Here is a 12,614-nt window from a genome sequence, read left to right as displayed (position 1 = left end):
ACAACAACAACCGGTACAAAAACCAGTTCAGCAAAAGCCAGTACAACAACAACCAGCTAAAGCTCCAACAACACCTGTTTCTTCTTCTGTAAGTGCTTTTGAGCAAAAAGTGGTTGAATTAACAAACCAAGAGCGCGCTAAAAATGGCGTACCAGCATTACAGCTTGATGTAAACTTAAGTAAAGTTGCTCGTGCAAAGTCATTAGATATGAAAAATAAAGGTTATTTTGATCACAATAGCCCAACTTACGGATCACCATTTGATATGATGAAGTCATTCGGCATCACTTACCGTTCAGCAGGTGAAAACATTGCTATGGGACAACGTACTCCTGAAGAAGTTGTTAACGCATGGATGAACAGTGATGGTCACCGTAAAAACATCTTAAATGCTAGCTTTACACATATCGGTGTAGGATATGTTGCAGAAGGTAACTACTGGACACAACAATTTATTGGAAAATAATATATAATCATGTTAAAAAGAGCAGATTAAAAATCTGCTCTTTTTTTCATTTATTATAGCAAATCATTCCTTTTTCTCTTTCTCTTTTAGCTTCGCAAGTTTTTCAGACAATTTATTTGGATCAATTTGACCCTCATAGCTTGTTCCTATACTTAATTTTCCTGAAAGTTCCTTTATTCCAAGCTGCTCAAAATTATTGGCGTATTCCATTTTTTCTACAGAAATATTTTCGATACTTAAATGATCAACAATAAAGGTAGGACTTTGAGAATGCAACTCTCTTTGATTTTGTTTCTCTAGGAAAATGACTTTTTCTTCTAAAAACTGAATTTTATTGTTTAGCAAAGCAATTGTTAATTCAAAGTTATGAGTACGCTGTTGTTCTTGATCCTTTTCTCTATTGAGATGGGCATCTTGGATTGGACGATGTTTTAGCTCGATTTTTTCCAATCTATCCTCTAAATCATTCACTCTAGATTGTACTTTATTCATATCGTCTGATCCTTTTAATCTTCGGTATAGTTCAATTTTCTTTTCGAGTTCAATAAGTTTATTATTTATTTTCTTCTGCTCAAGATGTTCCACTTGAGGTGGAGGGGATTCTTTAAGAGGAGGTACTGGTCTGCTCTTTTTATAAAAAAACCTCATTTTTTTAACCTATTGGTGCTGATTCATCATGATCAACCATTATAGGGATGTTTTCCTTATCACTATAATTAAAAGGAAGGATAATGGTTAAAACTCCCTTATCGAATTGTGTCTGGATTTCATGCTTATTAATGGCTGCAGGTATTGTTATCGTTTTTTCAAAAGTTCTATTCGGTCTTTCCTTTAAATAATACTTGATAGATGGTCTAACTGTTTTACATTCTCCCCTTAAAATAAGCTCACTTTGCTGAAGAAATACTTTAATATCACCCTTTTCGACGCCTGGAAGCTCTGCTTCAACGATAAGGCTTTCGTTAGTTCCATATACATCACAACGCGGGAAAATATCCTGATTTGAAAAAAATTTGGTTGCTAGTTCTTCTGTAGCTTGGGCCTGGTTATTTTCAAAAATTTCATTCCAAAATCCTTGTGATTGATATTGTTTTGTTAACTCTAGCCATTGTTTCAATTTTTCAATATCCACAGAATCTCCTCCTTCAATTTTCTTTGACTTTCATCCCATTTCATGATTATAGGATTTCTGTAACATCAATTTCTGAATATTGCATATCAACATTTTTCGGTATTTTTATTTCAAGCATTCCGTCTTTAAAATACGCAGAAGCTCCTTTTTTCTTCACAAGAGCTGGTAGTATGATGGTGCTCTTATCCTCAAATTCAGGTATATGCTCAATCATCATCTGATTGGAAGTATGATAAATTCGCATGTCTTTTAGCCATTGTTCATTTTTTATAGGAATTCTTACAAATACATTATCATGAGTCTCAAAAACGGATGAAGGAAGAGAAGAAGAAGAAGATGATGGAGGGCTTTGCCTCGCATCGTTTTGAAAGCCTGGCATGAAGCTTTGTGGCTGCATCATCCCTTGCATTCCCTGCGGAAACATTTGATTCATCATATTCTGGACATATTTATCAATTTCATCCGGCTTCATCTGTTTCATCATATTTTTCATATCTTTATTAAATGGGAATAGGTTCCAGGGGAACATGGAGCAATCCTCCTTTCGAAGCTGCAGTTAAAATGCTTTCCTTCTTTAACAAACTGTTATATTTGGTTTTGTATGGGAATAGACGGGTTAGCAATTTGATCTTGATCGCTAACGTCTACATCGCCTACAACATTAGAAGAAAACGATGTAGTAGGAGATAAATCACCAAAAGCAATATTAGCACCAACAAACTTTGAGTTGGCAGTATGGCTGTTATGAATGGTAGGACCAAGTGAAATGGCTCCATTATTGTTAATTCCATTTGTTTTTATATTAAAAATATTAATTTGAAATGGCATAATGGTTCACTATCCTTAAATTTGGTTGGCATTGACCGGAGAAACAGAGGCAATGTCCCCTTGATCATTTAAATCTGGATCAATAAATACATTTTCCATCGCTGCAGTCGGTGGAGCAAAGTCGCCAAAGGATGAATTCTGACCCTGTGATTTCGTATTTGCAGTTGGGGAATTGTAAAATGCCTCTCCAATAGTAATGGATCCGTTAGTAGCAACACTGTTTACCTTTAAGCTAAATATGTTGATAACTGTTTGCATCTTTACACTTCCTTTAGTTTCATTCGTATGGTTTAAGGTATGCAGGTACCCGCCTAATCGTTAATAAAATAAATACGTTTAGAATTTCATTTCATTTGCATATCCTTATTGTTCTTAATAGTATATTGATTAGGAAGGTTTAAAAATAAATGGAATTGCGAGGTATTTCTGTGGGAGGAAAAACAGCTTTAATAACAGGGGGAGCAACAGGCATTGGCAAAAGAACAGCTTATCAGCTGGCTGAAAATGATGTTCATCTTGTAATCAATTACCGAACAAGCAAAGTGGAAGCTGTCTCACTTGCCGAAGAACTATCCAAAAAATTTGGAACGAAAAATATCGCTATCGGCGGAGATATCGCAAATTTAGAAGAATGCCAAAAAGTTATAGATGAGGCTTTGTCCATGTATTCAAGTATCGATATATTAGTCCATAATGCGGGTCCCTATATGCATGAAAGGAAAGTATTAACCGAGTATTCCTTTAGCGAATGGAAATACATCATCAACGGGAATTTAAATGCTTTATTTTATTTAAGTAAATTGTTGTTGCCTGGAATGAGGGAAAAAGAGTGGGGCCGAATTATCACAATTGGCTTTGACAGGGTTGAGACGGCACCTGGCTGGATCTACAGATCTGCATTTGCTGCCGCAAAAAGTGGCGCTGCTTCATTAACTAAAACGATTGCACTGGAAGAGGCAAAATATAAAATTACAGCCAATATGGTTTGTCCTGGTGATATCACAGGGGATTGGAAGGACAAAGAGATTATTCAAGCTGCAGAAGTAGTAAATTATGACACCCCAATTGGCAGACCTGGAACCGGAGAGGATATTGCAAGAGTGATCTCGTTTCTTATCGATAAAAATTCAGATTTTATCACAGGAAGCATCATCTCCGTAACCGGTGGAAAGGATGTTTTAGGAAAGGCATTCAGAGATTAATTCAAAAAAAGATGGGGAACCTGAGAGTTCCCCATCTTAGCTAAATTATGCACCTTGTTGCTTAAGTGGTTTCCTTTGAATAAGCACAAGCCTGCTAGATAAACAGATTGCCCCAGCAGCTAAACCGGTAATTAAACCAATCCAATAACCGAATGCTCCCCAGTTCGTGTAATTTGCCAGAAAATAGCCGAAAGGAAGACCAATGACCCAATAGGAAATTAAGGTCATAATAAGGGTAATATTGACATCTTTATATCCCCTCAAAGCCCCTTGTACTGGTGCTTGAATAGCATCCGAAAGCTGGAAAAATATTGCGTAAATTAAGAATTGAGCGGTAAGATTTATTACTTCAGGGTCATTTGAGTAAATACCAGCGACCTCTGAACGGGTAAAAAATAATAATATTCCACATATGGTAGCCATAATTACGGCAATGGATATACCAATCCAGCTATATTCTTTCGCATCCTTAAATCGCTTAGCTCCAGTTTCAAAACCAACAACAATCGTTAAGGCCATAGAAACACTTAGTGGAACCATATAAAGGAGGGATGCAAAATTTAATGCTGCTTGGTGAGCAGCAATGGTTGCCGTAGTAAACTTACTCATAAACAAAGTAACCGCAGCAAATATACTCGTTTCAAAGAAGATAGCAAAGCCAATAGGAATTCCGATGACAAGGATTTCCTTCCATTTAGCAAAAGAAACAGCATGAAGCTTCCGAAAAATTCCAAATGAAGAAAAGGGAACAGCTTTATGGACGATTATAAAGGCAATAATGCAGAGTAGCCAATAGGTTATAGCCGTTGCATACCCTGATCCTACACCGCCAAGCTCAGGAAATCCCAGTTTCCCAAAAATCAGCAAGTAATTAAAAATGATATTAATTGGCAAGGCCATTAGAGTTATAAACATCGATACACGAGTTTTCCCTAATGCATCGATAAATGAACGGAGTACACTGTATACGAATAGTGGAACCATCCCATAGCTTAAAGCTACTAAAAAGCCATGTGCCTTCAAATGCACGATATCCTCTAGGTTCATTGCATTAAGAATCGGGTTAAGTGCAAGACCCCCACAAATTAGTACAATAATGGACATGACCACAGCAAGATAGACCCCTTGAAGGACAGAAAAGGCTACTTTATCTTTTTTTCTCCCCCCAATGAGCTGCGCTACAATAGGCGTAATCGATAATAAAATCCCGCTTAGCCCCGTAAAAACAGGCATCCAAAGAGATGAACCGATTGCGACTCCTGCTAAATCCTTTGAACTATAATGCCCTGACATCATCGTGTCAAAAAAACTCATAGAATACATAGCAAGCTGTGTGATCAAAATCGGAATTAATATCGTTAACAATTGCTTTAATTTATCTTTTTTGGTGAATGTTTGATTCATTATTGATTCCTCTTCCATTTTTAGTTCAAAAAAGAAATTATATCATATACCTAATCAATAATACCTTAAAAACATTGTGGAATGTGAAGTGTCATTAGTTTGGTATAATGATTTTTCAATTATGTGAAATTTTAAAAATCATGAATGAAAGAAGATCATTTTGCGAAATATATGTAATAAAGAAATGCTTTAATCTTGGGTATAATAAAGGAGTGGAAAAATATGAGCTTTCATATAAATAGAATTAATCCTAATCAGACACAGGTAATGTTTCAAGATGGTCGTTTTGAAACACTCACGAATGAAGAATTAGAAGAACTAATGGGACAAATGGGTATAAGTGAAAAATCTGATGAAATGGATTCAACAATCACAGACTAAACAACAAATTGAATTTGGCTATATTAAAAAGCAAAAAGCCAACGGTCCCTCCATCGGCTTTTTGCTCCTATTATGCTTCCATTAAATGTGTTGACTCTTGACCTGATGAAGTTCTATGCCGCAGAACTTCAAATGTATATAAATCTTTAGGAATCTCATACAAATTATTAGCGATACCAGTCGCATTCAGCTGATCATAAACCAATTTTCTTGATTCATTGGCAAGAAGTACATATGGAAGCTTTTCAGCTGCCTTTTGTGAACGTATATTTTCTTTTCTAATCCGCATAAAAATTGTTTCAATGCCTATTTCATAAAAGAGCTCGTTGAAAAATGCATCCTTGGCTAATTTATTATAGCCCTTTCCATGATAAGGTTTTCCTAGCCAAGTACCTAAAAAGCCTGCATTATCTTCGAAATCAAATAAGTTAATTGTCCCAATTGGAGCACCCCACTCATCAAGAATGGTACGTGATATTATTTCACCGCGTTCTTCGGCCTCTATCGTTTGCTTTGTAAGAAAAACAAATTCATCATAGGAATAGGCTTTTTGGCGTACAAAAGGGAAGACATCTGGATGCGTCATTAAATCATATAAATCATGGCATTCATGGAAATCACGTTTCTTGAGCAAGGTTATCCCTCCAGTTTGAGGACAGTCCTTCTCCATGCCAAATAGAGATTACGGTCCACCCTCGAAATTTTTTGTATGTTGCTAAAAAATTTCGGGGTGGGAATCGAACCCACTAGAACCAGTATGACTGGTGGCGCACCATTTGCCTTCCCTATTCTATCGTTTCCGATATAATATTTATCTTACAAAATTTATAAAAAACTATTTTACTATCGTATAATACTAAAAAAAAATAAAAAAGGGAATAGGTATTTTGTGAATTTTTTTCAACAAGTTTCAACAGTAAAATCCTACAATTTTTTTATCGCAGATTAACGGGCTGTAAGACCCCTACTTCAAAAAGTTAAGTAAAACAAATATTTCTAAGTGGGGGATCAACAGCCCGTAAAGGCCCGATTATAGGAACACAGACTAAGAACGCCACGTCCTGTGGCAACGTCTGTGTGACCCACATCCTGTGGGCCGCAACTAACAATCAGTGGGGGATGATAGAAAACCCCACTGATTGAAGTTTCACTTTATCTCAATTGAGCATGAGGTGCATCATGACTGAAAGATACTTTCATTTAAAAATAATTTCCAACAGCCTTTGTTATGCATCATGGGATATTCCTCTTCATATTAGAAACCTTGTGGAATGTTATTTCAGCAGATCCTTCTCTAAATTGACCAAGACTATTCGTCTTTATAATGCCGCAGAGGGTATAAGAGGAAGAGAGGCATATGATCAAGAAATGATCATTGGGAGGAATCAATCACAGAGAATAGTTGAGGGGCTTACGAAACATCAAAGTTACAATGCAGAAGTCGGGATCAAACTATCAAGTAATCATTTCTTTCCCATACTTCGATCAAATCTCATTGCAAGCGATACGCTAAAAAGCGAATGTGAGCTTCGTAGGGCTTGCACTGAACCTTCCGATCTACCTTATCCTTGGTCCAAGCTGGTTAGCACCTATTCGTATTATGTGCCAAATAACAGGAACGAGGACTTTTCCTTAAAATATAAGTATAAACAAACAGTTGCCTATGAAGATAAAAAATTGGAGCTTTCAAATGTAAAGAAAATGTCTAGGGAAATAGACAATTCACGTATAATGGTTAAAAAAAATGCCAAACGAAGAATTCTAATTCTATCATGGGAATATCCTCCCCACCTTGTTGGCGGTTTATCAAGGCATGTTCAAGGACTTGCTGACTGTCTTCAAACAATGGACTATGAAGTGCATGTTATTACTTCAAATCCAAATGAAGCGGCGGAGGAAGAAATGAATGAGCGTGTTCGGATACATCGTGTAATCCCATTTAATCAACAGGATGAAGATTTTCTTAGCTGGATAGGCGGATTAAACTTAGCCATGCTGAATAAGGCATTGGAGATTGATAAAATATATCGCTTTAACTTGATCCACGCCCATGATTGGCTTGTTGGAGCAAGTGCTATTGTCTTAAGAAATACCCTTCGCATTCCGTTAATTGCAACTATTCACGCAACGGAATATGGAAGAAACAAAGGTATCCATACAGAGCTTCAAAAATTTATTCACGAGAAGGAACAACAATCAATTATTCAAGCGGATACAGTCATTGTCTGCAGTGAATATATGAAACGAGAGCTTAATCAAGTGTTTCGTTTACGAAACGAAAAGAAACTTCATATAATCTCAAATGGAACAGCAGCAAATACGCATGTGAAAGACGGATTGAAGGCTTTAGAAGTGATGCCTATTCAAAAAAATAAGCGTCTGATCTTTTCGATTGGACGCATCGTTAAGGAAAAAGGATTTGACACAATAATAGAGGCAGCCCAAAAAATGCAAAGACAATTTCCCGATGTATATTTCATAGTTGCCGGGAAAGGACCTCTGCTTGATAAATACCAGAGGATGGTCGATAGATTGCAGCTGCAAAATCTGCTTTTCTTTGTTGGCTATGTATCGGATGAGCAAAGGATAGCTTTGCTCAACCTCTGCAGAATGGCTGTTTTTCCAAGTCGCTATGAACCCTTTGGAATCGTTGCACTAGAAGCAATGCAGGCGGGGAAGCCGACAATTGTTTCGAATACAGGGGGCTTAAAAGAAATAGTTCAGCATAAAAGATCAGGAATGCTCATGAAACCGGGATGTTCAGACAGCTTAATCGAGCAAATTAAGTACTTGTTAGAAAATGAATCCCATGCAGAGCAAATCGGACTGTCTGGAAAAAAACGGGTCGAGACCATTTTTAGCTGGGAGAGAGTAGCTGAAGAAACAGTTAAAGTATACGAAGAATTACTTATTCATCTAAATAATGAAAAGGATTAATATGCTGACAATTTATTCGGAGGTGAAATGAATATGAAAATAAAAACTTGGATTCAACCAAAAGCTACAGAGGAAAACATAATTTCGAATAAAGAAGGGATAGAAGTTATTCCTGGGATCTGGATTGATGGAAAGACATATTGGCTGACACCAGGAGTAGAAACAATGATTGCAGAAGAAGGTTTGTCAGTTCACTTACAACAAGAGAAAGGTTCCCCAGCTTTACAATTGTATAATGTCAGTATTACCAACTTTCGTGAACGTCAGCTGCATGTAAAGCTGCTTATTCAAAATAGGCATTATCAAAGCCGAAATAGATTCAATCATTTTTTCGAAGATCATGAGCATTTTTCATTTATTTCACCTTCCGAGAAGGTTGTTTTCCACTTAGACAATCATCAAGTGCATTTAGCCAATGGGTATTGCCAAGGGAAAACATTCAGGGCTAGCACCATCCAATCTATTAGGAATGTCTTTACTGATCATATTTGGGCTTGTCCTACAACAGGAAAACTTCAATATAATCCGATGGCTAATGGCGATGCTGTCAGTTTATTTCTCTATGATTGTCATTTCAAGGGGAAACAAACCATAGAAGGGAAATCATGGATAATTAGCGGGGACAATGAGACAGAGCTAATAAAATTAAACGAGTCTCTTTTAAAAACACACTAGCATTTACATTTAAAAAGTGATATTATAAAAAGGTCGTATGAACGAACTAGTCTTTCAATAGTTTGGAGGGAAATTACATGCGTGTGAATATTACGTTGGCTTGCACAGAATGCGGAGATCGTAACTATATTTCTAAAAAAAATAAAAGAAACAATCCAGATCGTCTTGAGCTTAAAAAATACTGCCCAAGAGAAAAGCGTTCTACTACACATCGTGAGACAAAATAAGCAGTGGGGTGATTCCTACTGCTTTTTTTGTTGGCTATAAATTCATAAATGGGGGGCTTTGGAATGATGGAAGAGAAAAAGATATTGCGAAAGAAAATAATTGATAGGCTTTCATCGATAAATAAACCTGTATATGAGCAACTTTCTTATCAAATTGCCAATCAGTTATTTCAGGATAAATATTGGAAGGAAGCTTCAACCGTTGGGGTTACTATTTCCAAGCAGCCAGAGGTTGATACATATCAAATTATTAGAAAGGCTTGGGAACAGGGAAAGCGGATTGTCGTTCCGAAATGCCTGCCAAAAACGAGGGAAATGGTATTCCGTACATTACATAGGTTTGATCAATTAGAATCGGTTTACTATGGATTACTAGAGCCCATCGAATCAGAAACAGATGAAGTATCGCCGAATGAAATAGATTTGATTATTGTTCCTGGCTTAGCCTTTACCGAGAATGGCTATAGACTTGGATTTGGCGGTGGCTATTATGACCGGTTCTTAACAAAATATAATTGCCACACTCTTTCACTTGCATTTCATGATCAAATTGTTTCAAAACTTCCAGTTGAGGACCATGATATCCCTGTCAGTAAAATTATTACGGACGAAAAGATTAAGTGTGTAAATGAATGACGCCGGTTTTCTATTTCTATTTATAGCCGCTACAGCCATTTGCGGATATTATTTTAGAGTGTTAACCAGTTCAGGGAGTATAGCAGCGTTTATAGCTGGCCTAATTATTGGACTTGGCTTTGGTGTTAAAGGCTTGCTTGTGCTCGGTTTCTTTTTTGCCAGCTCCAGTCTATGGTCTAAATTCAAAAGAAGAAACAAAGTGAAAATTGAGCAGAAGCATGAAAAAGGCTCTCGCCGAGATTGGGTACAGGTAGTGGCGAATGGAGGTACGGCTGCTCTTTTTAGCATACTTTATCTAGCTTACCCTCAAGAAATCTGGTTTTATGGATTTGCCATTTCTATTGCTGCGGCTAATTCTGATACATGGGCGTCTGAAATAGGTTCTACGAGCAAACAGGCACCTATTTTTATTCGTTCAATGAGACAGGTTGACGCAGGTACCTCGGGCGCCGTTAGCGTTCTTGGGACCTTTGCTGCTCTGTGTGGGTCTTTTTCGGTGGCGATCCTTTGTTTTTATTTATTTCCTATTTCATTTACTGGACTCCTGATTATTTTCGTGTTTGGATTTGTTGGGAATATAATAGATACGATGTTTGGGGCTTTTATCCAAGTAGTCTATCAGTGCAAAATATGCGGGGCTGAAGTAGAGGCAAGTAACCATTGCGGGAAAAGAACCATTTACAAAAGAGGGCTAATTATGATGAATAATGATATTGTGAACTTTTCATCGGGTTTTCTAGCTGCATTATTAGGATTACTTTTCCTCTTATTAGTTGGTACCATAAATGGATAAAATTTATATATTCATCTCAAACTAGAATAAGGAGGGATGAATATGGGTCGTATAATATCAATCATCATAATTGGAGTTAGCGGATATTTTATTTTTCAAAATCGGTACCGAGCGATGAATGTATTATTTAGAAATGCTATTTTGCGCCGAATTTTCGTCAATTCCATCATGGGACTTCCGGGAGTGAAAGATCGTTTAATGAAATTGGTCTTCCCGCCAGGACCTGCTGAAACACATTAGAAAAAGACCTTTTGAGGTCTTTTTCTTTTGCGTTTACAGGAGTTATTGCCTATAGTAAAAATGAGGTTCAGTTTTTTGGCTCTATGTCATATTTACATTAATATAAAAAAGTAAGCTTGAAAAAGAGAGTAGGGGGAACCCCGGTGAATTTACAAGAAGATTATTTGTTCTGGAAGCTTGCCCATTATTTCATTTCGGAACATAATTATCGCATTGTTCAATTAGCTGAGCAGCATCAAGAATTATGGCTGGAAAAATTGGAGAACAAAGAGGCTCAAGTTATTAGATTGCTCAAGTATAATTTAGATTGGAGCAATTGGATGCAGAAGGACATTGAGCATACTGCGATGAATGGAGAAAGAATTCGAAAGCAGCTTATGCGCGGTGAAATGAATGTCATTAATTTATACATCTCCGCTTATCCGCCAGTAGATGATTATGAATTTAGAATTGAAAAGCCATTTATTCAAGCAGACAAAGAAAAAACAAGGGTAACCTCGATCATTTTCGATCGGTCCCATTATGAAGAAAGCTTAACAAAGCTTAACAGTATTTTTCAAAGCATTCATTCAATATCGATTAACAGAGAAGGCTATACGGAGAGTGATATTGAAGAAGTGAAGCTTGCGGCGTTATCGGAAGCATCTAATCGGCATAAGAAGGAACAAGCCCTATTTCAATATGGAAAGCCTTTTTTTACATATGTATTTATGATTATTCAAGTAGCTATGTTTCTTTTGTTGGAATGGAAGGGTGGAAGTACGAACACATCTACACTTATTGAATATGGTGCTAAGTTTAACCCGCTCATTCTCGAAGGTGAATGGTGGCGGTTTTTTACACCTATTATTCTACATATAGGGCTGCTCCATTTATTAATGAATACACTTGCGCTTTATTATTTAGGGACGACAGTCGAAAGAATATATGGCAATGCCCGCTTTCTCTTCATCTATTTGCTTGCTGGATTTTTCGGTTCTTTATTAAGCTTTGTCTTCAGTCCTAACTTATCAGCAGGCGCAAGTGGTGCTATCTTTGGCTGCTTCGGAGCCTTGCTGTATTTTGGCGTTATTTATCCAAAGCTATTCTTTAGAACGATGGGCTTAAATATTATCGTTATTCTAGGTATTAATCTTGTCTTTGGCTTTACGATGCCAAGCATCGATAATGCAGGACATATTGGCGGATTAATCGGTGGATTTTTGGCAACTGGAATTGTTCATTTTCCGAAGAAAAAAAGGCTGCTTATTCAAGGAGTTTCTATAATTATTGCAATTGTATCTATTACAGGATTGTTGAAGTATGGCTTTAATGAGCCAGGACGAGTATTAAGTGAACATTCAGCCTTAGTCATGGCACAGGAATATATGAAAACAGAGGAATATGATAAAACTGTAAACATACTTCAGAATTATGCTAATGATCATTCAGCTTCTGCAGAGGTTTATTTCCTTCTCTCTTATGCAGAAATAAAAACAAACGAAATACAAAAGGCAAAAGAGCATTTACACCTAGCGATAGAACAAAGAAAAGACTTTCATGAGGCTTATTATAACTTAGCCCTCCTATATGTTCAGGAGGAAAATTTCAACGAAGCGCAAAAGTTTGCTAATATTGCCGCTGAGTTAATGCCTGATCAACAGGATTATCAGAAATTGCTGCAGCAGATTAAAGAGCAAGTAAAGTAAATAGA

Annotated in this window: 17 protein-coding genes; 10 read left to right on the top strand and 7 right to left on the bottom strand. The window is 36.8% G+C overall.

Features of this window, described 5'->3' with window-relative positions; translation table 11 throughout:
- A partial coding sequence (locus V7122_RS16940) for a CAP domain-containing protein (protein ID WP_335527713.1) occupies window positions 1–466 on the top strand: 466 nt, incomplete at its 5' end.
- A gap of 63 nt (window positions 467–529) precedes the next feature.
- On the opposite strand, the gene V7122_RS16935 is transcribed toward V7122_RS16940, so the two are convergent.
- The 5 genes from V7122_RS16935 to V7122_RS16915 are packed head-to-tail and all read right to left on the bottom strand — an operon-like array spanning window position 530 to window position 2,684.
- A complete protein-coding gene (locus tag V7122_RS16935) occupies window positions 530–1,114 on the bottom strand; it encodes a hypothetical protein (RefSeq protein ID WP_335527708.1) in 585 nt (194 codons plus the stop codon).
- 4 nt (window positions 1,115–1,118) lie between these two features.
- A complete protein-coding gene (locus tag V7122_RS16930) occupies window positions 1,119–1,598 on the bottom strand; it encodes an Hsp20/alpha crystallin family protein (protein ID WP_335345510.1) in 480 nt (159 codons plus the stop codon).
- 46 nt (window positions 1,599–1,644) lie between these two features.
- Window positions 1,645–2,127: an Hsp20/alpha crystallin family protein gene (locus V7122_RS16925; protein ID WP_335345509.1), complete on the bottom strand. Its 483-nt coding sequence runs from the start codon at window positions 2,125–2,127 to the stop codon at window positions 1,645–1,647.
- Between the two features lie 56 nt (window positions 2,128–2,183).
- On the bottom strand, window positions 2,184–2,426 hold the full coding sequence (locus V7122_RS16920) for a spore germination protein (protein WP_335345508.1): 243 nt from the start codon (window positions 2,424–2,426) through the stop codon (window positions 2,184–2,186).
- Window positions 2,427–2,441: 15 nt separating this feature from the next.
- Entirely contained in the window at window positions 2,442–2,684 is a 243-nt protein-coding gene (locus tag V7122_RS16915) for a spore germination protein (RefSeq protein WP_335345507.1), read from the bottom strand.
- A gap of 170 nt (window positions 2,685–2,854) precedes the next feature.
- Here V7122_RS16915 and V7122_RS16910 point away from each other — a divergent pair, with 170 nt between their 5' ends.
- The gene (locus V7122_RS16910; RefSeq protein WP_335345506.1) at window positions 2,855–3,628 is read left to right on the top strand and encodes an SDR family oxidoreductase; all 774 of its coding nucleotides are present in this window, start codon (window positions 2,855–2,857) and stop codon (window positions 3,626–3,628) included.
- A 45-nt stretch (window positions 3,629–3,673) separates the two neighbouring features.
- Here the strand turns inward: V7122_RS16910 and V7122_RS16905 are convergent, their stop codons facing one another.
- Complete coding sequence (locus tag V7122_RS16905) at window positions 3,674–5,032, bottom strand: MATE family efflux transporter (protein ID WP_335345505.1); 1,359 nt, start codon at window positions 5,030–5,032, stop codon at window positions 3,674–3,676.
- A 222-nt stretch (window positions 5,033–5,254) separates the two neighbouring features.
- Here V7122_RS16905 and V7122_RS16900 point away from each other — a divergent pair, with 222 nt between their 5' ends.
- A complete protein-coding gene (locus tag V7122_RS16900) occupies window positions 5,255–5,413 on the top strand; it encodes a hypothetical protein (protein WP_335345504.1) in 159 nt (52 codons plus the stop codon).
- A gap of 70 nt (window positions 5,414–5,483) precedes the next feature.
- On the opposite strand, the gene V7122_RS16895 is transcribed toward V7122_RS16900, so the two are convergent.
- Window positions 5,484–6,047, bottom strand: a complete 564-nt coding sequence (locus V7122_RS16895) for a GNAT family N-acetyltransferase (protein WP_335527703.1) — start codon at window positions 6,045–6,047, stop codon at window positions 5,484–5,486.
- A 545-nt stretch (window positions 6,048–6,592) separates the two neighbouring features.
- Here V7122_RS16895 and V7122_RS16890 point away from each other — a divergent pair.
- From V7122_RS16890 to V7122_RS16860, 7 genes are all read left to right on the top strand, one after another.
- Complete coding sequence (locus tag V7122_RS16890) at window positions 6,593–8,350, top strand: glycosyltransferase family 4 protein (RefSeq protein WP_335527700.1); 1,758 nt, start codon at window positions 6,593–6,595, stop codon at window positions 8,348–8,350.
- A 33-nt stretch (window positions 8,351–8,383) separates the two neighbouring features.
- Window positions 8,384–9,025 (top strand): hypothetical protein, encoded by a 642-nt coding sequence (locus tag V7122_RS16885; RefSeq protein WP_335353954.1) that lies wholly within the window; start codon window positions 8,384–8,386, stop codon window positions 9,023–9,025.
- Between the two features lie 77 nt (window positions 9,026–9,102).
- Window positions 9,103–9,252, top strand: a complete 150-nt coding sequence (gene rpmG, locus V7122_RS16880; RefSeq protein WP_057771568.1) for a 50S ribosomal protein L33 — start codon at window positions 9,103–9,105, stop codon at window positions 9,250–9,252.
- Between the two features lie 66 nt (window positions 9,253–9,318).
- Window positions 9,319–9,888: a 5-formyltetrahydrofolate cyclo-ligase gene (locus V7122_RS16875; protein ID WP_335527722.1), complete on the top strand. Its 570-nt coding sequence runs from the start codon at window positions 9,319–9,321 to the stop codon at window positions 9,886–9,888.
- Complete coding sequence (locus V7122_RS16870) at window positions 9,881–10,681, top strand: DUF92 domain-containing protein (RefSeq protein ID WP_335527697.1); 801 nt, start codon at window positions 9,881–9,883, stop codon at window positions 10,679–10,681. Before V7122_RS16875 ends, V7122_RS16870 begins: the two co-directional genes overlap by 8 nt.
- A gap of 42 nt (window positions 10,682–10,723) precedes the next feature.
- Complete coding sequence (locus tag V7122_RS16865; RefSeq protein ID WP_335527694.1) at window positions 10,724–10,921, top strand: hypothetical protein; 198 nt, start codon at window positions 10,724–10,726, stop codon at window positions 10,919–10,921.
- A gap of 143 nt (window positions 10,922–11,064) precedes the next feature.
- Window positions 11,065–12,609, top strand: a complete 1,545-nt coding sequence (locus V7122_RS16860) for a rhomboid family intramembrane serine protease (protein WP_335527692.1) — start codon at window positions 11,065–11,067, stop codon at window positions 12,607–12,609.
- Window positions 12,610–12,614 lie beyond the last annotated feature (5 nt).

Source organism: Bacillus sp. JJ1532 (assembly GCF_036965085.1).
In the GTDB taxonomy this organism is placed as follows: Bacteria; Bacillota; Bacilli; order Bacillales; family Cytobacillaceae; genus Cytobacillus.
Note: the sequence above shows the minus strand (reverse complement) of the source record. Positions and strands in the feature narration are given on the sequence as shown.

Coding starts and splice junctions, on each gene's coding strand:
- V7122_RS16870 (WP_335527697.1), top strand. CDS start 9,881: ATGAATGACGCCGGTTTTCTATTTCTATTTATAGCCGCTACAGCCATT.
- V7122_RS16875 (WP_335527722.1), top strand. CDS start 9,319: ATGGAAGAGAAAAAGATATTGCGAAAGAAAATAATTGATAGGCTTTCA.
- V7122_RS16925 (WP_335345509.1), bottom strand. CDS start 2,127: ATGTTCCCCTGGAACCTATTCCCATTTAATAAAGATATGAAAAATATG.
- V7122_RS16915 (WP_335345507.1), bottom strand. CDS start 2,684: ATGCAAACAGTTATCAACATATTTAGCTTAAAGGTAAACAGTGTTGCT.
- V7122_RS16865 (WP_335527694.1), top strand. CDS start 10,724: ATGGGTCGTATAATATCAATCATCATAATTGGAGTTAGCGGATATTTT.
- V7122_RS16890 (WP_335527700.1), top strand. CDS start 6,593: ATGACTGAAAGATACTTTCATTTAAAAATAATTTCCAACAGCCTTTGT.
- V7122_RS16900 (WP_335345504.1), top strand. CDS start 5,255: ATGAGCTTTCATATAAATAGAATTAATCCTAATCAGACACAGGTAATG.
- V7122_RS16935 (WP_335527708.1), bottom strand. CDS start 1,114: ATGAGGTTTTTTTATAAAAAGAGCAGACCAGTACCTCCTCTTAAAGAA.
- rpmG (WP_057771568.1), top strand. CDS start 9,103: ATGCGTGTGAATATTACGTTGGCTTGCACAGAATGCGGAGATCGTAAC.
- V7122_RS16885 (WP_335353954.1), top strand. CDS start 8,384: ATGAAAATAAAAACTTGGATTCAACCAAAAGCTACAGAGGAAAACATA.
- V7122_RS16920 (WP_335345508.1), bottom strand. CDS start 2,426: ATGCCATTTCAAATTAATATTTTTAATATAAAAACAAATGGAATTAAC.
- V7122_RS16905 (WP_335345505.1), bottom strand. CDS start 5,032: ATGAATCAAACATTCACCAAAAAAGATAAATTAAAGCAATTGTTAACG.